Annotated in this window: 22 protein-coding genes; 20 read left to right on the forward strand and 2 right to left on the reverse strand. The window is 51.5% G+C overall.

Going from position 1 to position 22,197, the window contains the following annotated elements; all coding sequences use genetic code 11:
• Positions 1-9: 9 nt before the first annotated feature.
• From A3GO_RS0101290 to ptsP, 6 genes are all read left to right on the forward strand, one after another.
• A complete protein-coding gene (locus A3GO_RS0101290) occupies positions 10-1,395 on the forward strand; it encodes a sensor histidine kinase (RefSeq protein ID WP_084609644.1) in 1,386 nt (461 codons plus the stop codon).
• A 566-nt stretch (positions 1,396-1,961) separates the two neighbouring features.
• Complete coding sequence (locus tag A3GO_RS0101295) at positions 1,962-3,032, forward strand: YncE family protein (protein ID WP_029131856.1); 1,071 nt, start codon at positions 1,962-1,964, stop codon at positions 3,030-3,032.
• A 48-nt stretch (positions 3,033-3,080) separates the two neighbouring features.
• The gene (locus A3GO_RS0101300) at positions 3,081-3,278 is read left to right on the forward strand and encodes a YHS domain-containing protein (RefSeq protein WP_029131857.1); all 198 of its coding nucleotides are present in this window, start codon (positions 3,081-3,083) and stop codon (positions 3,276-3,278) included.
• Between the two features lie 63 nt (positions 3,279-3,341).
• Entirely contained in the window at positions 3,342-4,877 is a 1,536-nt protein-coding gene (locus A3GO_RS0101305) for a hypothetical protein (protein ID WP_084609646.1), read from the forward strand.
• A gap of 254 nt (positions 4,878-5,131) precedes the next feature.
• Positions 5,132-5,812, forward strand: a complete 681-nt coding sequence (locus tag A3GO_RS0101310) for a methyltransferase family protein (RefSeq protein WP_029131859.1) — start codon at positions 5,132-5,134, stop codon at positions 5,810-5,812.
• Between the two features lie 156 nt (positions 5,813-5,968).
• Positions 5,969-7,852 carry a phosphoenolpyruvate--protein phosphotransferase gene (gene ptsP, locus A3GO_RS0101315; protein WP_029131860.1) on the forward strand — a complete coding sequence of 628 codons (1,884 nt, stop codon included), beginning with the start codon at positions 5,969-5,971 and terminating at the stop codon, positions 7,850-7,852.
• Between the two features lie 280 nt (positions 7,853-8,132).
• Here the strand turns inward: ptsP and A3GO_RS0101320 are convergent, their stop codons facing one another.
• Together A3GO_RS0101320 and A3GO_RS0101325 are read right to left on the reverse strand one after the other, a co-directional pair.
• On the reverse strand, positions 8,133-9,536 hold the full coding sequence (locus tag A3GO_RS0101320; RefSeq protein WP_029131861.1) for an ATP-binding protein: 1,404 nt from the start codon (positions 9,534-9,536) through the stop codon (positions 8,133-8,135).
• 16 nt (positions 9,537-9,552) lie between these two features.
• Positions 9,553-10,278: a response regulator gene (locus A3GO_RS0101325; RefSeq protein WP_029131862.1), complete on the reverse strand. Its 726-nt coding sequence runs from the start codon at positions 10,276-10,278 to the stop codon at positions 9,553-9,555.
• A gap of 187 nt (positions 10,279-10,465) precedes the next feature.
• On the opposite strand from A3GO_RS0101325, the gene A3GO_RS25115 reads away from it, so the two are divergent.
• From A3GO_RS25115 to A3GO_RS0101390, 14 genes are all read left to right on the forward strand, one after another.
• On the forward strand, positions 10,466-11,050 hold the full coding sequence (locus A3GO_RS25115; RefSeq protein WP_051301717.1) for a Spy/CpxP family protein refolding chaperone: 585 nt from the start codon (positions 10,466-10,468) through the stop codon (positions 11,048-11,050).
• Positions 11,051-11,129: 79 nt separating this feature from the next.
• Positions 11,130-11,357 carry an SHOCT domain-containing protein gene (locus tag A3GO_RS0101335; protein ID WP_029131863.1) on the forward strand — a complete coding sequence of 76 codons (228 nt, stop codon included), beginning with the start codon at positions 11,130-11,132 and terminating at the stop codon, positions 11,355-11,357.
• A gap of 401 nt (positions 11,358-11,758) precedes the next feature.
• Positions 11,759-12,133: a hypothetical protein gene (locus A3GO_RS25955; RefSeq protein ID WP_157606663.1), complete on the forward strand. Its 375-nt coding sequence runs from the start codon at positions 11,759-11,761 to the stop codon at positions 12,131-12,133.
• A 111-nt stretch (positions 12,134-12,244) separates the two neighbouring features.
• Positions 12,245-14,239, forward strand: a complete 1,995-nt coding sequence (locus A3GO_RS0101340; protein WP_051301718.1) for a copper resistance system multicopper oxidase — start codon at positions 12,245-12,247, stop codon at positions 14,237-14,239.
• Positions 14,240-14,251: 12 nt separating this feature from the next.
• A complete protein-coding gene (locus A3GO_RS0101345; RefSeq protein WP_029131865.1) occupies positions 14,252-14,953 on the forward strand; it encodes a copper resistance protein B in 702 nt (233 codons plus the stop codon).
• A 67-nt stretch (positions 14,954-15,020) separates the two neighbouring features.
• A complete protein-coding gene (locus A3GO_RS0101350) occupies positions 15,021-15,464 on the forward strand; it encodes a DUF4399 domain-containing protein (RefSeq protein ID WP_037374386.1) in 444 nt (147 codons plus the stop codon).
• A gap of 118 nt (positions 15,465-15,582) precedes the next feature.
• Positions 15,583-16,053, forward strand: coding sequence for a hypothetical protein (locus A3GO_RS0101355; RefSeq protein ID WP_029131867.1), 471 nt, complete (start codon positions 15,583-15,585; stop codon positions 16,051-16,053).
• A 29-nt stretch (positions 16,054-16,082) separates the two neighbouring features.
• The gene (locus tag A3GO_RS0101360; RefSeq protein ID WP_029131868.1) at positions 16,083-16,523 is read left to right on the forward strand and encodes a MerR family transcriptional regulator; all 441 of its coding nucleotides are present in this window, start codon (positions 16,083-16,085) and stop codon (positions 16,521-16,523) included.
• Positions 16,524-16,533: 10 nt separating this feature from the next.
• Complete coding sequence (locus tag A3GO_RS0101365) at positions 16,534-19,287, forward strand: heavy metal translocating P-type ATPase (RefSeq protein ID WP_029131869.1); 2,754 nt, start codon at positions 16,534-16,536, stop codon at positions 19,285-19,287.
• A 14-nt stretch (positions 19,288-19,301) separates the two neighbouring features.
• Positions 19,302-19,526, forward strand: a complete 225-nt coding sequence (locus A3GO_RS0101370; protein ID WP_037374387.1) for an SHOCT domain-containing protein — start codon at positions 19,302-19,304, stop codon at positions 19,524-19,526.
• Positions 19,527-19,546: 20 nt separating this feature from the next.
• Positions 19,547-19,900, forward strand: a complete 354-nt coding sequence (locus A3GO_RS22080; protein ID WP_051301719.1) for a heavy-metal-associated domain-containing protein — start codon at positions 19,547-19,549, stop codon at positions 19,898-19,900.
• A 57-nt stretch (positions 19,901-19,957) separates the two neighbouring features.
• Positions 19,958-20,632 carry a TVP38/TMEM64 family protein gene (locus A3GO_RS0101380; RefSeq protein WP_029131871.1) on the forward strand — a complete coding sequence of 225 codons (675 nt, stop codon included), beginning with the start codon at positions 19,958-19,960 and terminating at the stop codon, positions 20,630-20,632.
• 223 nt (positions 20,633-20,855) lie between these two features.
• A complete protein-coding gene (locus A3GO_RS22085; RefSeq protein ID WP_051301720.1) occupies positions 20,856-21,269 on the forward strand; it encodes a c-type cytochrome in 414 nt (137 codons plus the stop codon).
• A gap of 165 nt (positions 21,270-21,434) precedes the next feature.
• Positions 21,435-22,178 (forward strand): cytochrome c biogenesis CcdA family protein, encoded by a 744-nt coding sequence (locus A3GO_RS0101390; RefSeq protein WP_029131872.1) that lies wholly within the window; start codon positions 21,435-21,437, stop codon positions 22,176-22,178.
• Positions 22,179-22,197: the final 19 nt, after the last annotated feature.

The following is a 22,197-nucleotide window of genomic DNA, read 5'->3' on the forward strand; positions in this document are numbered from 1 at the left end:
AATCAAACAATGACAAAACTATTCAGAAATCTGAAATGGAAACCCTCGACGGTCTCCTGGTTGAGTTTTGTCCTCATGGGTTTGATTGTGGGAGGGGTAGGCCTTTCCGGAACCACCCATGTTATTAACTATCTTGAGGAGCGACTGACCGCTCACTCCATCGAACACAATAGGGAAATAGCCTCGTCTCTCCTGTCGAAATTCGAATCAACATTCCAAAGTGACGCGGATGACGTTTCCAATGCCTTGTTACACGCCATTGAAGATTACAAGGCTTTCGGCTTTCGGATAGTCGTGCTTGATCGTAAGAATCAGACAGTCATTGTGGATAGTGAAACACTGCTCACCTCTCCTCGTCCAATTAAGGAGAGCTGGCTGGCATCCGCTACCAAGATAGACGGGTCCGAAGTATCTCTGACCCAGGATTTCGGAGCCGCGCATGCACTCGGTGAGGATCTACACCCAATGCTCATCTGGCTGCAAGAGATGGAAATACCCGAATCGGGTAGTTTGGTACTTGGGATCGGTAAAGACCAAAAGAGCTTGATGGATTTCATGGGAGACCTGCACTGGAGTCTCGATTCTGTCCTTTTGCTGACCTACCTTCTGATTGCGCTTCTGGGTTACTACACAATGCGCAGTATCGGCAGAATCTACGAACGTCGTTTGGAGTCGCGGATCCAGGAACGGACTCAAGAGTTGGATGCTGCCCATAAAGAGGTACTGAACAAGACAAAGCTTGCGACAATTGGCCAAACGGCATCGGTTCTCACGCACGAAATGCGCAATCCTCTCGCGTCTATCAAACTTGCGCTGTCAAGCCTAAAAGGTTCAGGTCATTATGAGGACCGGGAAATCCGGCGTATGGACCTCGTATTGGGTGAAGTGGACAGGTTGGATGAGCTTTTGTCCAAGACCCTGGATTACGTAAGACCGATCAATCGCTCTGCCAATCCCGTGGACATGGACAAGTTATTTACCAAGGTGATCAAACAGCAGGAACCCCTCTTGGAAGAGAAGGGCATACGGATAAAACACGAGAGTTGCAGTAGTGGTGCATCGTTGCATGTTGATCAGGCACAGATGCATCAGGCGCTGCTGAATCTATTAAAAAACGCAATAGAGGCCAGTCCCACGGATGGGGAGATCACATCATCATTGCGATGCGAAGATGATAAGTTGATTTTCGAAATATCGAATGCTGGCGAAGCGCCAAGTGCGGAGGTACAGCGGAGGGCCTTTGAGCCTTTCTTCACTACCAAACCAAAAGGTACAGGATTGGGGCTGGGATTGGTCAAGCGTGTCGTGGAAGAGCATGGCGGAACAGTTACTTTTTCCGGGACTACTGAGACCGGAACGCGTTTGACGTTGGCTTTCTCTTTGAGGGAATTGTAAGGAATAACGTGATGTATAAAAGCATGCGGATCGTATGCCCATCAAAAAAAGAGTACTGCCTGAGATCTGATACTACCCAGACTGCTCCAGTAATTCTGCATTGCCAAAGGTTGAGATGGTCGGTACTCGGGATTGGTCAAAAGCAATATTTATATTTAACGATATATTAAGAAAATCATTGTTTTGTTAACCCGCTAAAGTTTTCCTAAGATGAAAATTTGTTCGCTTAACTCATATCTGGCTGTTAAATATAGTAATAATAATTAATCCAACTTTGGTACGGCGATTGCAATCTCCATTCTAGATTCGGTACAGAAGATGGTGGGATTGTGCACGACAGCTTCTTTTCAACTGCTTGTTTACCCTTCCACTTTAGTTACAACTGGGCCGGACTGTTGGTGTGGTTGTTGGTGATGATAGGTCTGATCGGTCTTTTTGTATCGATGTTCAAAAAATAGTGGAGGGTGGTAGGCAGTTTTGGAAGGTGAGCTTCTTCCGCTCGATCAACCAGCTTCAAACACGCCTCTATTTAGAACACCTAATTTATTTTTAGCAGGAGATTGGTAATGAGAGATTGCACTTGTATCAAGGCCATACTTATTGGCATGTTAGCTGTCTTGCCGGTGAGTCTACTGGCAGGTACAGAAGTTTATGTTCCGTTGGGGAGCGCTAACGCGATAGCCGTGGTGGATGCAGAGTCCGACCGTGTCGTAGCAGAAATTCCGGGTATCAATGCCAGCCATGGCTTGGCGGTATCGATGGATGGAGAGTTGTTGCTCGCCGGTAGTTTATTAGAGAGGCCGAAAGGGGCAGCGCCGCCCAAACCGCAGGAAATGTCCGAAGCGGATCATGCCGCCCACCATAGCACTGGAAACCAGCCGGCTCCGGAAAAAACCACAAAAACAGAAACTGTTGGGACAGCCTATTTAATCGATGCAAAGGACCGGCGTCTATTGCGCCAGCTTGATGTACCCGGTGCGGTCCACCATGCACTGGTGACACCTGATGGACGGTTTGGAGTCCTCACACATCCTGGGCGGGGGAGCGTCAGTGTGGTGGATATAAACGAGCAACGGTTGCTAAAAGAGATTCCCACCGGACCCACTCCAAATTATGCAGTATCGAAACGGAATGGAAGCCGTGTCTATGTGAGCAATGCCGGCAATGGGACTGTAAGCGAGATAGATACTGCAAGCTGGAAAGTTCTCCGCAGCTTGCCGGCGGGCAATACGCCTGAACATATCGTCCTGTCTCCCGATGAAATCTATCTTTATGCTGTTAATCCGGCCAGCGGTACTGTTTCCCGCGTAGACTTGGAAAAGAGTGAAGTCACAGCGGTATATACCGTGGGGAAGGATCCGCATGGCGCGGACCTCTCGGATGATGGTCGCTTTCTATATGCTTCCAGTAAGAAGGATGACAAGGTAATCGCATTCAATTTGGCGAATGGTGCAGAGATATCCGTTCCACTGTCTCCGGCTCCCTATCACATTGCAACGATTCATGGCACTGGAAAAATCTATGTATCCAGTCGCAAGGCGCCAACAATCTGGGTGCTCAACCAGCAGACGCTGGCGGTTCAGGGAGAGATCCCAATCCGTGGCGAAGGGCATGAAATGGGCTTGGTGAACCGGTAAAAAATACTGGCTTATTGCTGCACAAACACACATTTTCAGGACATAGCGATGAAACAACAGATCAACGAGAGAAGCTTCAAAGATCCGGTTTGCGGTATGGAGGTGAGCCGCACTACCGCTGTTGATGAATTCGAATATCAAGGCAAGACTTACTATTTCTGTGCCGGGGCTTGCCGGGAGGCGTTTGAGTTGGAACCGGAAAAGTATATACGGCAGCATCGCCAGCATGGGTTTAGAAAGATGTAATCCCACAAGAGCATTTTTCTCCGGAACTGAAATAACACCGATCGAACAGTTGCATGCAGTGAAATGAATCTGTCTCCTCCAAAGCCTGGAGTTTCTCTGGGTTGGCGTCTGGCGCTGTTGATGGTTCTTATAGTCAGTTTTGTCATGGGTGGTATCTCAATCAGTCAGCAACTTTTCGAATTGAAAAAAAATCGGGAGATGCACCAGGAACTGCTGAAGATTTCACTTACTCCGCTTGCTGTACGACTGGAAGAAGCAGTAAACATGGTGGATGTGGAAAGAGAGATAAATAAATTCCATTCTGCATATGCGAGAAAAGGATATCCCGCTCACGAGGTAGTGCTGCGCGATGAGACAGGAGAAAAGATAGTATCCACACTTGGCTCTGAAATTGTGGATGATGATGCTGGATATATTCGAGCCGAGATCCCGATTGCATCGCCACTTTTCGAAGAGGGGCAAGGCACCCTGGTAGTGTTAAAAAGTATCGTGGAGTACAACGACGCACTACGGCGTAGCTGGCTGTTATGGGCCGCCCATTTCGGAGCCACGGTTTCAGTCACTTTTCTGTTTATTATTATAGCTATCTATTTTCAGGTGACTAAGCCCATCAACCGCCTGGTGCGGGGTGTACGAAAAATGGAAAAAGGTTATGGGAAACCAGTTTACCTCGATACAGGCGCCTGGGAGATACGCCTGTTAGCCTGGCGTTTCGGCAGTATGGTGCAGGAGATGCAAATCACGATGACACATCTTTTGGAGGCCGAGCAAAAAGCCCGCACCATGATGATAAAAATGGAGGATAGTTCGTTAGAGATCGATCAGGAGCAAAAATTAGAAACAGCAAAACCTGATTTTGGCCAAACCGAGTCTCCAGAGTACCGTGCACTTCTCACGGTCTGTGAAAGGCTGGAGCACGAGTCTCCGGATTATTTCGGGGCTGCAAAAATCGGACGTGAGATTTGGCAGAAGGAGGCTCTGGAGGCCAATAGACTGGGTTTTCACAATCTTAGAGCCCGGCTCGAGGATACCGCGTTACGTTTGATGGAGCCGGATGCGTACCGAACTTTAGACGATAGTATTCGAAAAATGAAAGCAGCCTGGCAGGAGTGGGCAGAGCAATATCGCGATGTTTTGTATCATCTGCTTGAAGAGAAAGCGATTCCCTGTGCCGATGTACTGTTTCGGGTGAAGCATACGGCTGGAGTTTGGGCGAAAATGCAGAGCAAAGGAATAACTCTGGACGAAATACATGATTTATTTGCCTTCAGAATAGTCGTTCCGACTGAAGCAGATTGCTATGCCGCGCTTGGTGTCATTCATCACTCCTGCAAGCCTATAATCTCCCGATTTAAGGATTATATCGCCAGACCGAAAGCCAATGGTTATCGGAGTCTGCACACCTGCATCATCACAAATGATGGACCAATAATCGAGGTCCAGATCCGATCGGTTACCATGGACTACCAAGCCGAACGTGGCGATGCAGCGCACTGGCTATATAAAAAAGATGTACGTGAGTTGGATCGAACTCCAGTTGCTTTGCTTTGGTGGAAAAGAGTGCGCCAAATGATTGGAATCTCCGTGCTTCACGATTAATTCACTCGGGCGATCTGTTCAGACCCACAAAATGTCCATTCGTTTTATTCAAAATCAGTACTTCAGCTAAATAGAAGTTCAATAAAACGTGGAGTTTTTTAATATTCTGTTGATTGATGACACGGGAGAAAACAGCGTTGGAAAACAGGTGAATTGTTAAGGCGTTGATACACAAGTAAAAGCTATCAGAAAGATATTTTGGCCTAAGAGATGCATGACGAGGAGGAAGACTAGCAGAAACCAAGAGCTTCGATATGAGTGAGACAACTTACGCCTATGGCATGTGGATAGTAGTGGCCTTCAACCTGGGTCTGTTTCTATTTTTTGTATTGAGCTTCCTTGCTCCAAAAGGATGGGCAGAATGGAGAAGTATGAGCGTAATGGTGGCATTTCTTGTGGCCTTGTTCAGTGAGATGTATGGCTTTCCGCTAACGATATATTTATTGACTTCCTGGTTGGGGGATGCCTATCCGGTACTCAATCCTTTCAGCCACAAACTTGGACATCTATGGGTAGTGGTACTTGGGGGTTCGGATCTCGCGTGGGCACTGGTCATGGGAGTGAGTTTAGTTTTGATGCTTGCAGGTTATATATTACTTTCAAGAGGATGGCGGCAAGTACACGGCTCTCATGGGCGAATGACTACCGATGGTCTATATACTGTTGTTCGACATCCACAGTATACCGGCTTGTTCCTGCTCATTGCCGGCTTTCTGGTGCAGTGGCCTACGTTGATCACCGTACTCATGGCCCCGATACTACTTTATGCATATGTAAGGTTGGCCCGACAGGAAGAGACCGTTATGACCGATCGCTTCGGGAACGACTATGTCCGATACGCGGAGCGAACACCACGCTTTTTCCCGCCGGTGTCGCGATGGGGTTTACTTTTTTCCACCCAGGTTCTCAATAGAAGGAGTGATGCAGGCGCATAATGGAGGGACTTCTAAGCATGCTGCTCTTTGGTAGTTTATATTTTTTGATGATGCGCTTTGGTTGTGGTGCCCATGTTATGCATGGTGGCGGTAGTAAGTCTCAATTGTCACTGGCTCCACAAATAGCCAAGAGGCAGCCTTGCAGATTGACGGCTTATGAGCGTTGAGATATTTCAAGGCGAATCGATAGCCCCGGGTTTTGCTGTAGGGCCGCTGTGTGTTTTGAATGGCGATTCATGGACAAAGCCGCCAGCCAGTGAGGCGGATAATCCCTCACTGGAACTCGACCGCTTCCGACAGCAGGTTCATATGCTCGAACAGGAGATAGAGGAAACAGTCGATCAGCTCGAATCAGAAGCCTATCGCGCTGAGGCGGAGATTATGTCTACTCACCTGGCGTTGCTGCGAGATCCGGAATTACATGGTCAGATTTATGATCTTATCCAGAATAATCGTCACCGGGCTGAGACCGCAGTAGAGCAGGTTCTGCAGAGTATGGCCGCTATGTTGGCCTCTGCAGAGGACCCTCTGCTGGCCGAGCGCGCTGCAGATCTGCGGGATCTGGCGATACGCCTGGAGGCTGGATTCTCTGAGCGGCATGCTTTCTTGCCGTTAACCGCCTGGGACAGAGCAGGATGCTTCATCATCGCTTTACCCGAATTGATGCCCAGCCTTGTATTAAAGGCCAGGGAACTTGGCGTGGCTGGTTTTATTGTTGCGTATGGTACTGGCGTTTCCCATGGGGCGATCCTGGCCAAATCATTTGGCATGCCAGTTGTGCGTGTCGCAAGTCTGGAGTACGTCACACGATTTTCCGGGCGGAATATTCTGGTATGGGGTGAAGGCGAAGTCCTGGTGGAACCAAACGAGATAGAGTTATCAGCTCGAAAGCTTCCGGATAATGTTATTCCGATAGAGCGGGTGGCTGGGGCGCCAGAGGCGCGTGTCTGGATCAGCATTGTCGATCCCGGGCAATTGGAAGCAGTTGAGTGGGCAGGTATAGAAGGGGTTGGGTTGTACCGCAGTGAGGCCCTGTTCATGCGCTACCGAGAGGACTTTCCGAGCGAGCAGGAGCAGTTTACGGCATACCGCAGGTTATTTCGGCTGGCAGGGCGAAGGCCGGTGGTATTCCGCACTGTCGATCTGGGAGCGGACAAGCCGGTGGAACACATGCGCTTCGGTCCTCAGGTCAATCCTTCCCTGGGATTAAGAGCCCATCGCTTGTTTCGTTTCCACCCGGAACTCCTGATTACGCAAATTCGCGCACTGTTGCGTGCGGCCTCTGGTGACCACCGATTGTGGCTGATGTTTCCCATGCTGGAGACTATTGACCAGCTGCATTTCGTACAGAGCCTGGTTGATGAGGCGATACAGTCCCTCGTTAATGAGGGCATAACATTCCAAAGCGATTTTCGCCAAGGCGTGCTGGTAGAAACCCCGAGCGCCGCCTGGAGTTTCCGTCGCCTGCTCAAAGAAGTGGACTTCGCCAGTATCGGCACTAACGATTTGGTACAGTACCTGTTTGCCGTTGAGCGCAATACCGCCAACGTGGCCGATCTGTATCAGCCCGAACACCCTGTGGTATTGGAAGTCATACACCATTTGACGCAGATAGCTGCTGATGCCGGTAAACCGATATTTATCTGCGGGGAGATGGCTGCAGATATGTCTCTGCTCCCCGTGCTCGTCGGACTGGGTCTTCGTGATTTCAGTTTGTCAATGGGTGCCGCGGCCATCGCAGTGCGTGATCTTTCAGGGTTGGATGAAACTGCCTGCCGACGGCTTGCGCAACAGTGTCTGGCAGCCGACACAGTGAACAATGTCCATACATTGCTGAACAGGCCGGATAAGCAACCTGTCCCATCTCAGGTAGTCGCTGAAGGTGACGTGCTGGATCCTGTCTGCGGGATGGTTGTGCATGCCAACGATACACCCTATGCGATCGATGTGGGGGAGTTGTCCCACTATTTTTGCTCCCGCTCCTGCCTTAACTATTTTATGGATCACTTAAAGCAAGTGAATGGAACTACATCAGAATAGGATAACAAACAGGTAACCATGTCAACTGATTGTCCTGCTGGCTACGAACAGGGTGTTAGCGGTAAATGAAATGACAAATGAACAGGGAACGAATAGTTATATACGATCGGAACAGCGGGGCTTGCTACTAGTCGATATGTCTGGAGCGGGTACCATTTTTACCGCATTTCCATTCAGTACCCCACTGACGCGATAACCAGAGTACCCAATCTGCCGGTGCACCGGTAAAGGTGGATGTAATCTGGAACAGACATGAGTTGCGCCCCATAGTTGCTCAAGATTATCTTGGCAGGATCAGCCTGGCGCACAGACCGCTTTCTGTTCGATTGTGCAGTGTCAAGTCACCTCCATGAGAACGCGCGATGTTTCGGGCTATGCCCAATCCTAATCCAGTCCCACCGGTATGCTGTGCACGGGAACTCTCCAGGCGAAAGAACGGATCGAATACTTTTTCAAGACTCTCTTCCGGTATGCCGGGACCATTGTCGCAGATGGATATCCTGATCTCCTCTTTTGTATCCTCGATACTGATGTCGGCCCGGCCACCATAGCGCACTGCATTCCCGACCAGATTGACGATGCAGCGTTTCAGGGCAAGCGGTTTTCCGGGATAAGGTTCGATAATTTGACCGTGGAGTTCTATCTCCTCATACGCTTCGCTTCCGTCCGCCTGAATGCTTTCAAGCAGTGCCATCAGGTCTATTTGCTGGCTCGGCTCGCTGGTTTCTGTGCCCCGCATGAAATCCAGTGTAGCGGTCACCATTGACTCCATCTCATCAAGATCCTTTTGAATTTTCTCCCGTTGCTCATCGTCGTCCATCAGGTCCGCACGCAAGCGGATTCTGGTCAGGGGAGTCTTGAGATCATGCGAAACCGCAGCCAGTATACCGGCGCGATCTTGAATGAAATTATTCAGACGTTTCTGCATCCTGTTGAACGCCTTTGCAGTAGCCCTGACTTCATCGGGTCCGGTCTCTTTGAGCGGTGACTGCTGAATATTCTTTCCAAGCCCGTCGGCGGCCCGCCGCAATTCGGCCAAAGGACGGATAATCGAGCGCACGCCGATGAGCGACAGTAATACAACGCTCATCAACAAAATACCCAACACCACGAGCAGGCGTGCTGGCCAATTGAACAACTGCTCCGGGACACCGTGTTCGAAGCGCACCCAGGAGCCATCCTGCAGCCTGACCTGAATCTGAAAAAAACGAGCCATGGCATGCACTCCATGCATGTAGGCCCAGGGCCCAGACATTGAAGCGTTTCCGGACATGTGCTGGCGGTGCATCGGAGGCATCCGTGGCTGCATGACCGAATCACCCATAGATATCCTGACTTCGTTATTCAGGGGCAGAAAATTGGCCAACTGATTTTTAATCATTTCAGAAGCAAGGGTGGGATTCTGATTCGACTCCTGATTCTGGATTGGCCGGTCCGACAGAGTGATCTGCATCTCCCGGCTGGCCAGCATTGGCAATAACGATGGGCGCTCCTGGAGAGGAAAAGATTCCAGCAGACGGACGATGCCCGCGGTACGGGTGATCAGGTCATCCCGTATGGATTGGTAGAGTACCTGCCCGCGGTCTCGTAATAGTATGAAAGCCGATATGAGTTGAGTCAGAATCAGGCCGGTGAGCAAGACCAATACCAGCCGGCCAAACAGTGAACGTGGGAGTATGCGCATGTCCCGATTACTCTCTTCAGTGAGTTGACAATACTTTACTGGCGAGCAGATAGCCGCGACCGCGTACGGTCTTGATCAGTTCGGGCTGTTTGGCGTCGTCGCCCAGGCGCCTGCGCAGCCGTCCGATCAGCACGTCGATACTGCGGTCAAAGGGACCGCTATCCTTTCCCTGAGTCAGATCGAGTAGCTGATCCCGGGTAAGTGCTCTGTTCGGGTGGGTCAACAGGACGTGCAACAGTTGGTACTCCAGGTTGCTCAACGGCACGACGACTCCAACCGGCGAGGTGAGGTGCTGGGTGCGGGTATTCAGTGTCCAACCGGAAAAGGCCAATTTTTCCGGCGCATCAGCCAGTGGGTCGCCGGGCATTTCCCTTGTTCGGCGAAGTACCACCTTAATTCTGGCCAGTAATTCTCTGGCGCTGAATGGTTTGGCGAGATAATCGTCTGCTCCCATTTCCAGACCCAGTATCCGGTCCATCTCATCTCCCCGGGCGGTCAGCATGATTACCGGGATTCTGGAATGTACGCGCAACGTTCGGCAAAGCTCCATACCATCGGCACCGGGCAGCATCAGGTCCAGTACGATGAGGTCGATGCGGGCCTGATCCAACGCTTTCCACATACCGCTTCCTTCTGCCGCTGTGGTTACCCGCAAACCGTTTTTCTCAAGATAGGTCTTGAGCAGGTGGCGGATCTCGGGGTCATCGTCGACAACCAGAATGTGATCTTCCTGTATGTTCATGGGGATGATTCTAACGCGCTGGCCAGTCTGCGTTGAATTTTAAATGTAACGCCAGGTAAGTTTCGGTGCGTTTGTTACATCATGTTACAAAAAGCCGATTTGCTGACATCGGAATCTTACAGAGTCGCGCTTGAATAACAATCAAGCCTAGCGAATCGATGCCGGGCAATTGAAGAAGGAGAGAGCCATGAAACAGAAGACAAAACGTGATTTGAGTATTGTTGCCGTATCCATGCTTGCTATTGGCGTGACAGGCGTTGTACTGGCCCAGGGTGGATTTGGCCCCGGATCAGGACCGGGTTGGGGCGGACATCAAGCGATGATGGGCTCGCCCGGTGGGATGCATAATCCGGGCGGAATGATGGGCGGCCCCCGCGGAATGCACAACCCAGGTGGGATGATGGGTGGCCCTGGCGGCATGTACAATCCCGGTGCCGGCCGAGGAGGTATGATGGGTGGTGATCCGGTTGCCTTTACGGATCAGCGGTTGACCGAGTTGAAATCCGCATTAGGCGTTACCGGTGAACAGGAGAAAGCTTGGAACACTTACGCCGATGCGCTGAAAGGCCAGGCCGATATGATGATGTCTCATCGGCAACTGATGTTCGGGGGGGAGCAGATTACCGCTGAACAGCGCTTTGCTTTCCATCAGCAGGGTCTGGATCAGATGCAGAAGATCGCTACCGCCAGTCGTGATCTGTACAGCACGTTGACCCCGGAGCAGCAGGCTAAAGCTGGTAATTTGATTGGCATGCATCACGCTATGCGGTGAGCGCGTTCGCAATATGCTCCAATTGCCCGGTCAGGGAGGGCCGGGCCCAATTTTTGAATCTGGTAGAAGGAGAAGCGACATGATGGGTAGCGAATTTGGATTGGGATATGGATTTGGAATTCATGGGTTGGGTATGGTCGCTTTTTGGGTTCTTATCGTGCTCCTGATAGTTTTTTTAGTCCGAGGGATTTTTGGAGGAAATAGCAGCCCGGATGGCAAGAGTGCTATCGAAATTCTTGATGAGCGCTACGCAAGTGGTGAGATCGAACAAAGTGAGTACGAAGAGAGAAAGAGGGCGTTGACCTGAGGCCGGAAACGGCACTTTGGGTAATCCGCGTTTTCACACGGTGATCGCTGATGAGAGTGATTCGATTAGCAGGAAGACATAACAAAACGTGGAAGTTTTTATCGTTTCGTCGAATTGGCAATATCAGGGGTAACTATGTTGCCTAGATCATGTGAACTCTAATCAATTGAAAAATAAGGAGAAGATATACGCTCTGTCAAATGGCATGAATACTGTATTAAGTAAGTGTGTATCACAGAGAGTGAGCGACACATTGGGCATTGTTGCACGCTACCTTTCAACAGCCGGAACACAATCCAGGTGGCGATAAAATCACAAGTGAAGTAGGCAATTAATTGAGTTTTCCAATATCAAAGAACCAAAGAACAAATAAGCACGATCTGCGGAATCACCGACTCTTAATGTTCCAAATATTCAATAAACCAACGATATTTCTACTTGCCATTTTACTGGGAATGTCATTCCAGTATGGTGCGGTGGCTGGTTCTGTCAGTACAGGGAAACAGTCGGCAGATCTGAATCACGCGATAAATTTGTCCGATACCAACTTATTTTCAGCAATCAAAAATATATCAATTCAGGAGCGTAGCGGAAATGATGATAGCAGTCATAATGATCAATCCTGCTCGTCGGGACACTGTACTCTCTGCGCACTGGCGATCTCTCCAGATGCTGTAAGTTCCGAGAAATACACCTCCATTTCCATTATTCCACTGAATACCAGCGGTTTTGTAAGCCACATCTCTTTCTCTCTTTTCCGCCCACCCAAGATGTAACTTCCTTGCTACAGGTCTCTACTTTTCAGAGATCAAATTTCAGAAAGATTAATATTTCATCTGTCCATGGCGAGTCGTATTTGCTGTGGGACTGCGTAGGAAGAACTGTTTATGAGTAGTATAAAAAACCCAATATTCGAAAAGGGTATTAACCTGACGCGCCGCCGTTTTGTACAAGGCATTGCGATGGGTGGCGTCTTCGCTGGTATGGGCCTGGGATCCCGATCACTGTTGGCGGCAGCGCTTAAACATCAGGAGTTACAAACCCTTCGAGGTACCGATTTCAACCTGACCATCTCTGAGCAGGCGGTCAATTTCACCGGTGTTCCCCGTATCGCCACCACCGTCAACGGTTCACTGCCGGCACCGATTCTGCGTTGGCGCGAGGGGGATACGGTGACGCTGCGGGTTACCAATCTGTTGCGCGAGACCAGTTCCATTCACTGGCACGGCCTCATCCTGCCAAGTGCTATGGACGGCGTGCCCGACATTGCAAATGACTTTCCCGGTATTCGGCCGGGCGAGACCTTTACCTATCGGTTTCCAGTGCGCCAGAGCGGTACCTACTGGTACCACAGTCACTCCGGATTTCAGGAACAGACCGGTCTATATGGCTCGATCGTGATTGATCCGAGAGAACCGGATCCCGTTACTTACGACCGCGACTACGTGGTGATGCTGTCGGATTGGACCGATGAAGATCCCATGGATGTATATCGGAAATTGAAAAAACTCAGCCACTACTACAACTTCAATGAACGCACCCAGGCAGACTTGATGAAGGACATCAATGTGAGGGGGCTGGCCGGCACCTGGAATGACCGCAAAATGTGGAACCGGATGCGCATGAGCCAGCGTGATCTGTCGGATGTGACCGGCTATACCTACACGTTTCTGATGAATGGCCAGACACCGGCGAACGGCTGGCAGGGACTGTTTAGGAAAGGTGAGAAGATCCGGCTGCGCTTTATCAATGGTTCGGCCATGACCTTCTTCGACGTGCGTATTCCCGGCCTGAAAATGCGTGTTGTGGCAGCAGACGGACAGAATGTTCAGCCGGTTTCGGTAGATGAATTTCGACTCGGTGTGGCAGAGACCTATGACGTTATTGTTGAACCCGAAGATGACAGGGCCTACACCATTTTTGCCCAGGATATCGCCCGTTCCGGTTATACCAGAGGAACCCTGACACCAAATCCAGGCCTGACCGCTGCGATTCCCGAGCTCGATCCGGTACCGAATCTGGAGCATGGGGACATGGGCATGAATGTGATGGATCACGGTCAGCATCAGATGGCAGATGGAATGACGATGCCGGGAATGGATCACGGCCAGCATCAGATGTCGGACGGAACGGCCATGCCGGGGATGGCTCACGATCAACACCAGATGTCGGACGGAAAGACAATGGCGGGTATGGATCACGGCCAGCATCAGATGTCGGATGGAATGGCCATGCCGGGAATGGCTCACGATCAGCACCAGATGGCGGATGGTATGAATATGCAGGAGATGCGGCTTGAAAAAGCGGGCAGCGGCGGCATGAAACCGGTGTCACTCAAGCCCAATCCATCAGATTTCAGCGCGCGACCGGTGCAGCATGCCAGTACCGAGTACGGCCCCCATGTGGACATGCGGGCCGATGCGCCCCAGTACCGGCTGGATGATCCCGGGGTCGGTCTGCGCGGCAATGGTCGTCGGGTTCTGACCTACGCCGATCTGCGCAACCTGCGTACCACCCACGATCAGCCTGACCCGGACCGGGAGCTGGAACTTCACCTGACCGGCAACATGGGTCGCTATATGTGGTCAATCGACGGGGTAAAACACAGCGACGCCGAACCCCTTCGCTGGAAGCTGGGCGAACGCCTGCGTATCACCTTTGTCAACGACACCATGATGAACCACCCGATGCACTTGCATGGTATGTGGAGTGACCTGGAGACCGGCGACAACAATTTTCTTCCACGCAAACATACCGTGGTGGTGCAACCGGGTTCCCGGATCAGTTACCGGGTCACCGTGGATGCGGCGGGAGGCTGGGCCTATCACTGCCATCTGCTCTACCACATGCTTGGCATGTTCCGCACCGTCATCGTGGCTTGAAGGAGAATTGAAATGATAAAAAAGACAGCAATTGCGGTGACGGCATTGGCCTTGTCAACGGCGGTTATGGCAAGTGGAGAAGACGATCCGCTGCTCTACAAAGTGATGATCGACAAATTGGAGGTAAGAAGTACCGATGGACCCGATCCACTGGTTCTGGATGCGGATGCCTGGATCGGCTACGACCTCAACAAGTTCTGGTTCAAAACCGAGGTAGAAGTCACAGATGGCAGGATAGAAGAAGCGGAGGTCCAGTTTCTCTACAGCCGGGCCATTGCCCCATTCTGGGATTTCCAGGCCGGCTGGCGCCACGACATCAGGCCGAAGCCGGAGCGGGATTATCTGGCACTCGGATTCAAAGGCCTGGCACCCTACCTGTTCGAAGTGGACGCGGGTCTATTCATTGGTGAATCCGGACAAGTGGGTGCCCGACTGGATGCTGAGTATGAGTATCTGTTCACGCAGAAGCTGATTCTCTCGCCGGAGATCGAGATGAACTTCTACAGCAAGGATGATGAGGAGGTAGGGGTTGGCTCCGGCCTCTCGGATATGGAACTGGGACTTCGGCTACGTTACGAAATACAGCGAGAATTTGCACCCTATATCGGCGTCAACTGGACCAAGAAATTTGGCCAGACTGCAGATTTTGCCAGAGACGAGGGTGAGGATACCAGCGATGTTCAATTTGTGATTGGTATCCGCGCCTGGTTTTGAAATTACTTGGAAGTGTGGGTTTCAAAGCCAGGCTGTTAACAGCCATTTATAACAAGAGGAGAGAAAGATGTTCAAGAAGATTCGTGCACATAAGCCGGCATCGATTCTGGCAATCCCACTGTTACTGGTGGCAACTTTTGTGAATGCACATTCACCACCGAAAGAGGCCAAGGTTTACTTTATTGGCCTTACAGATGGAGCAGTCGTGGAGAGCCCGCTTAAGGTGAAATTCGGCATCGAGGGTTTCGGAATTACACCAGCTGGAACGACCGGTACCCGCCGACACACTGCAGGGCATCACCATGTATTGATGGATGTAGTACAGATGCCGGATATGGATGCACCGATTCCCCGGGATGCAAAACACATCCACTTCGATGATGGAGAGACAGAGGCTCTGTTGCAGCTTACGCCGGGTAAACACACGCTGCAGCTGTTATTGGGAGATGAGCAGCACGAGCCTCAGGATCCTCCACTGTTCTCGAAAAAAATCGAAATTACTGTGCGTTGATCAGAGTTGAGATGCATTGGGTGTTCAAAATTGTACTTGACCTATGTGCTACGCATAGGTTGTACGCTTCTGGTAACGGTAAGTAACCGGAGCCAATTTTAATTACGAGGTATAGACGATGAGTATTACGAAGAGTTTAACCATGGTCATTTTAACAACAGCCGTCTCATTTTCAGCGATTGCAGACTCCGGACATCATGACGATGAAAAGGCGGTAAAAGTTGCTGCGGACACACCGATGGCTGGTGGGCAAATGCCGATGATGCAGGGCCAACAGGGTGGAATGCCGATGATGCAAGGCCAACCGGGCGGGATGCCGATGATGCAGGGTCAACCGGGTGGAATGCCGATGATGCAAGGCCAACCGGGTGGAATGCCCATGATGCAAGGCCAACCGGGTGGAATGCCCATGATGCAAGGTCAGCCGGGTGGAATGCCCATGATGCAAGGTCAGCCAGGCGGGATGCCGATGATGCAGATGATGCAGGAGCGGCACGCCATGATGCAGGCGCATATGACGAAAATGGAGACGCATATGGCCAATATTGAGGCATTGTTGAGGCAGTTGGTTGAGTTGCAGAAGAAGTAATTGTCGGGCCATAGAGGAGGGTTAGATCGATGTTGACGGTAAATGAGCTTGCGACAAAAAGCGATACAGCTGCGCACGTGGTGCGCTACTACGTACGCATCGGTCTGATCCAACCCGCATCACAGCAGGAGAACGGCTATCGCCTGTTCAGGTTGCAGGATGCGAATCGAATCCGTTTTATACGTATGGCCAAGCATCTGGGATTTACTTTGAACGAGATAAAGCAGATTACACAGCATGCGGATATCGGCGAGTCCCCCTGTGATGATGTACGCAAGATCATCCAGCATCGTATTCAGGAAAACCGGGTCAAGATTGAGGAGATGATGAAGATGCAGGTCCGTATGGAACAGGCTCTCGAGTTGTGGAAGCAGATGCCTGATGGTGTTCCCGATGGCAACAGCGTATGCCATCTCATCGAATCAGTTGAACAGAGTGAAGAGAAAGCAGACGTTGAGACAAAATCCTGAGGCCGAAAAGATGAAACATACAGCAAAGAAAGTTGAGACCTGGTCCGGTGCCGATCCTGTGTGTGGTATGACAGTCTCGGAAGAGAGTGAACATCGATTTACTTTTGACGGTGTCGAATATCACTTCTGCGGCGAATTCTGTGAGAAAAAATTTGCTGCCAATCCATCCAGCTACCTAAGCGAAAAAGACGAGACGCAGGAGGCTGTGCAGGATCATGAGCATGCCGGGTGCTGTCACTCCCATTCCCCCGGTCATGCGCGGAAAGCGACAGCAGAGAGCGTTGCAACCGGGCCTGGCACCGATCCGGTGTGCGGTATGACCGTCACGGAGGAGAGTGACCATCGATTTACATTCGACGGAGTCGAATATCGCTTCTGCAGTGAGCACTGTGAGAAGAAATTTGCCGCCGAGCCATCGAGCTATCTAAGCGACACAGACCAGCATCAAGAGGCTTCGCATGATCATGAACATGCTGCATGCGACCACACCCATTCCCCCGGTCATGCGCGGAAAGCGACAGTAGAGAGAGCCGTTGCCGGCGCGGTTTACACCTGCCCGATGCACCCGGAAATTGAGCAGAACCACCCCGGACCCTGCCCCAAGTGCGGCATGGCACTGGAAGCTATCGGTGACCCGCTGGCGGCGGCGACCCGCACAGAGTATACCTGCCCGATGCACCCTGAGATCGTGCAGGATCACCCGGGCAACTGTCCCAAATGCGGCATGTCCCTGGAATCGCGCAGCGTCGATGTGGAAGAGACAAACGATGAGCTGACCGATATGTTCCGGCGTTTCCGGGTAAGCGCGGTGCTCGCTCTACCGGTTTTTATCCTGGCCATGGTTGCGGATCTCGCACCCGGCTGGTTGCCGGAGAGTCTAACCATGCATACCGTGCAATGGATGGAGTTCGGCCTGGCCACACCGGTGGTGCTCTGGGGTGGCTGGCCCTTCTTCGTGCGCGGCTGGCAGTCGGTGGTAAGTTGGAATCTCAACATGTTTACGCTGATCGGACTCGGCGTGGCAGTGGCCTGGATTTACAGCGTCATTGCACTGCTGTTCCCCGGCATCTTTCCCCCCAACATGCTGCACGACGGGACGATTCCGGTCTACTTTGAGGCAGCGGCCGTTATTACAGCCCTGGTGCTGTTGGGTCAGGTGCTGGAACTGCGTGCGCGCAGCCGTACCAATGCAGCGATCAAACTGCTGTTGGGGCTGGCCCCGAATACGGCGCGCATGGTGCGAGCGGATGGCACGGAAGAGGATATTTCGTTGGACCGGGTCATGCCCGGCGACATACTGCGGGTTCGCCCGGGTGAAAAGGTGCCCGTGGACGGCGTGGTAACGGAGGGTTCCAGCGCCATTGATGAGTCGATGGTCACCGGTGAGCCGATACCGGTGGAAAAAAGTGTGGGCGAACCGCTTATCGGCGCGACTCTGAACGGTACGGGCAGTCTGCTGATGCGGGCGGAGAAGGTGGGCAGCGATACGCTGCTGGCGCAGATCGTGCGCATGGTCAGCGAGGCGCAGCGCTCGCGTGCGCCCATCCAGAAGCTGGCGGATATTGTTGCCGGTTATTTCGTTCCGGCAGTGGTGCTGATTGCGGTGCTTACACTGATCGTCTGGGGATTCTATGGACCGGAACCCCGCCTGGCCCACGCTATTATTAATGCGGTCGCCGTGCTCATCATCGCCTGTCCCTGCGCGCTGGGCCTGGCAACACCTATGTCGATCATGGTCGGCACCGGCAAGGGAGCGATGCTGGGCGTGTTGATCAAGAATGCCGAGGCGCTTGAGATTATGGAGAAGATCGACACTCTGGTAGTGGACAAGACCGGCACCCTGACCGAGGGAAAACCGAAGCTGGTTTCCGTTGAAGTTGCTCAGGGTTTTGAAGAAGAGGAGCTCTTGTCTCTTGCCGCCAGTCTGGAGCGGGCCAGTGAGCATCCGCTGGCCGAGGCGATTGTCCGTGGTGCCGGTGAGCGGGGTGCAGAATTAGTTCCAACGGATCAATTCGAATCCATAACCGGCCAGGGCGTGACCGGTATCATCGGTGGCCGCAAAGTGGCGCTTGGCAACATCAAGCTGTTTGAGCATCTGTCTATCGATCCGGGTAGTTTAGCGGCAGTTGCGGAATCAGGCCGCGCACAAGGACAGACCGTTATGTTCGTTGCCATCGACGGCAGGGCTGCCGGGCTGATCGGCGTGGCCGATCCGATCAAGGCCTCCACGCTGCAGGCCATCCGTGACCTGCATGATGAGGATGTAATGGTAGTCATGCTGACGGGCGATAACCGTACCACGGCCAGGGTCGTTGCCGATCAACTCGGCATAGACCGGGTCGAGGCAGAGGTGCTGCCGGAGCAGAAGGCGGAGATCGTCAAAAAACTGCAGGCGGAAGGCCGTACGGTCGCGATGGCGGGCGATGGTATCAATGATGCGCCTGCGCTGGCACAGGCGCATGTCGGCATCGCCATGGGCACCGGCACCGATGTGGCTATGGAGAGTGCCGGTGTGACGCTGGTTAAGGGCGACCTGCGCGGTATCGTACGCGCCAGGCGCCTGAGCCGTGCGACCATGCGCAATATCCGACAGAACCTCTTTTTTGCATTCATCTACAACACGCTCGGCGTGCCGGTGGCGGCAGGAATATTGTATCCCCCGTTTGGACTGCTGCTGTCGCCCATCATCGCGGCGGCGGCGATGAGCTTCAGCTCCGTCTCGGTGATCGCCAATGCCTTGCGGCTCAAACGGGCAGAGGTTTAGCGAGGAGACCCATCATGATGGAAGGTGGCATTGGAATGGGATTTGGCGGCGGTTTGATGTGGCTGTTTTGGATCGTTTCGATTGTCTTGGTCGTATGGGCCATAAAGTTGGCTATAGGTGTCGCAAACCGTCCAGGGGACAAGGCAAGGTCCGCACTGGATATTCTAGAAGAGCGTTACGCTAAGGGTGAGATTGACCAGGAGGAGTTCGAGCAAAAGCGAAAAGCTCTAAGCGAATGAAAAAGAGATAGGAGTAAATGATGAAAACATCCAATACAATGAAATTTGAAGGTGCCTGGGATGTCAATCGCAGGATAAATATACCGGCATTGGTGCATGCTGCAGATGGTATGGCGATAGAACGAGTGGTCAATGCGCTATCGGGTGTTCACGAGGTAACTATAAACGTTGAGAAACATCTGGTTGTTGTGCACTACGATGCCAGCAAATCAGACTACCAGGAGATTTTGGAACTCCTGGAAAACACAGGTTTTCCACCATCAGACAATTGGTGGAGTCGAGTGAAGTGCAACTGGTATCAGTTTTCCGACACGAATGCCAAAGATAACGCAAAAGCGCCGCCTCCGGCCTGTTGTAATAAGCCACCCAAGTAGAGGGGTTGGCAGTGATCCTCATTATATCGCTGCCGCGGAGATAACAGGTTAAGCTCCATGATTCGCCGAATACTATGGCTTGGACTATTTATACTTGTACTCGTATCGGTTTACTACTTACTGAGAGAGTTTGGGATACTCGCTATCGTAACGGATGCCGATCGATTGAAGAACTGGATTTCTGGACTGGGGTACGCGGGGCCAATATCGATCATCGCTCTGATGGCGATTGCCATTGTTGTCAATCCCATTCCCAGTGCACCCATTGCGCTTACGGCTGGAGCGATTTACGGGCATACCTGGGGCACTGTTTACGTAGTGATCGGCGCTGCCAGTGGTGCACTGGGGGCCTTCTGGATTTCCCGTTATCTCGGCTATGAGCTATTACAGCGATATGTCGGAAAACGAGTTCAGTTGGGATGGCTGGGATCGCAAAATGCTTTAATGGGTATGGTCTTTGTGTCCCGGCTCATACCTTTTCTCTCGTTCGATCTGGTGAGCTACGGAGCCGGGCTGACGCCTCTCAAGACCTGGCGGTTTGGAATAGCCACATTGGCAGGCCTTGTTCCTGCCAGCTTTTTACTGGCCCATTTCGGTGGCGAGTTGACTTCATCCAGTTTGAATCAGGTGATGGCAATATTACTGATTTTTGGTGTCCTGTTTTTGATTCCCATTGTTTTCCGTGGCTTTGCAAAAAACCGCAGTATTTCTGATGCATCCCCCAGGGAATAACGCAGGAGAGCAGTTTTTTCTCGCTTGATCAGCACGATCAATCGCTGTCTGGAAGAGACTTGAGATGTGTTGATAATTTGAACTCTTGTCCATATGGCGTAAAACAACTATCTATAACTGGTAGTACTTTTTAATAACAAATTAAAAATGGGATGATGGTTTATCAAGACTGGAAGAGTATGGTTCTGAAGTTTGGAAAAAGATAAACCGGAGGAATATTGGAATGATGAAAAATATCACCGCTGCCATCACATTACTAATTAGCCAAAGCCTGCTGGCCGATACCGGCCAGCGCCCAGATGTCCAGTCTGTTGCAGCGGGAAAGCCGCTCTATGAGCAATACTGTCTGTCCTGTCATAAAGAGAATGGCGTGGGTGAAAAACCGATTCCTCCGCTTATTAAAGAACCGGGATACCTCACCGCCATGCCACTCAATGAGACATCTCACGCGTGGCATCACGGCGACGAGCAGCTTGTTGCCACTATACTCAGTGGTCTCCAGCGTACTCAGCGAATGCCAGCATTCAAGGGTACTCTTACAGAGCAACAGGCAAGTCAAATTGTGGCCTATATCAAGAGTCTGTGGAGCGACAGAATTATTGCTTGTCAGGGGCCAAAACATATGAGCTGCATGTGATCAGAGTCTGAAGCGCTTTAACTTCAAGAGGTATCTGCTGCTCGATTGAAAGTTACTTTTTGTACATTAAATTCCAACGTCAATCCTGGTTTATGTTTTTTCATAATAGACGGGGCATCTGTTGCGATAGATGTATGACTTGGACAAATGGACTAACTACTGAAAATGTTAGAACTCTCTGGTATTGGCATTATTTCGGCTTTTGGTGCAGGGCTGATTTCGTTTCTTTCTCCCTGTGTATTGCCACTGGTACCAGGGTATCTCTCCTATATCGGCGGACAGTCGCTGGACGAGATCCGTGCTCATGGAGCTACCTCCAGGGAAACGTTTGTTATTCTTGGGCTAAGTCTCTCCTTCGTGCTGGGTTTTTCGACGGTATTTATCGCCTTTGGCGCCAGCGCGACCGCCCTTGGCTATCTGTTAATGAGTTACCGATATGAGGTTAATATCGCCGGCGGTATCATTGTAATTATTTTCGGCTTGTTTATGACCGGTGCAATAAATCCCGGATTCCTGCAACGGGATTTTCGCATCCACAGTAGTATACCGGGAGGTAAAGCGCTCTCGTCCTACCTGCTGGGACTGGCATTTGCCTTCGGCTGGACGCCTTGCATCGGTCCTATTCTGGGGGCAATTCTCACCGTCAGTGCCACATCGACTATTGTCAGCAATGGAACTGCATTACTGGCAGTTTACTCGCTTGGGCTGGGCGTTCCGTTCGTGGTTGCCGCGCTATTTACCAACCAGTTTCTGCATCACGCAAAAAGGTTCAGAAAGCAGGGTCCGCTCATCCACCGGATCGCCGGCATTATCCTGATCATCATGGGTGTTGCCATGGTTACTGGTTATCTTAGTACCTTCTCCTTATGGTTGATTAAGACCTTCCCCTGGTTAAGTGGATTGGGATAAAGGAATTATCAAAGAGTTA

This window comes from Sedimenticola selenatireducens DSM 17993, assembly GCF_000428045.1.
GTDB classification, from domain to species: Bacteria; Pseudomonadota; Gammaproteobacteria; order Chromatiales; family Chromatiaceae; genus Sedimenticola; species Sedimenticola selenatireducens.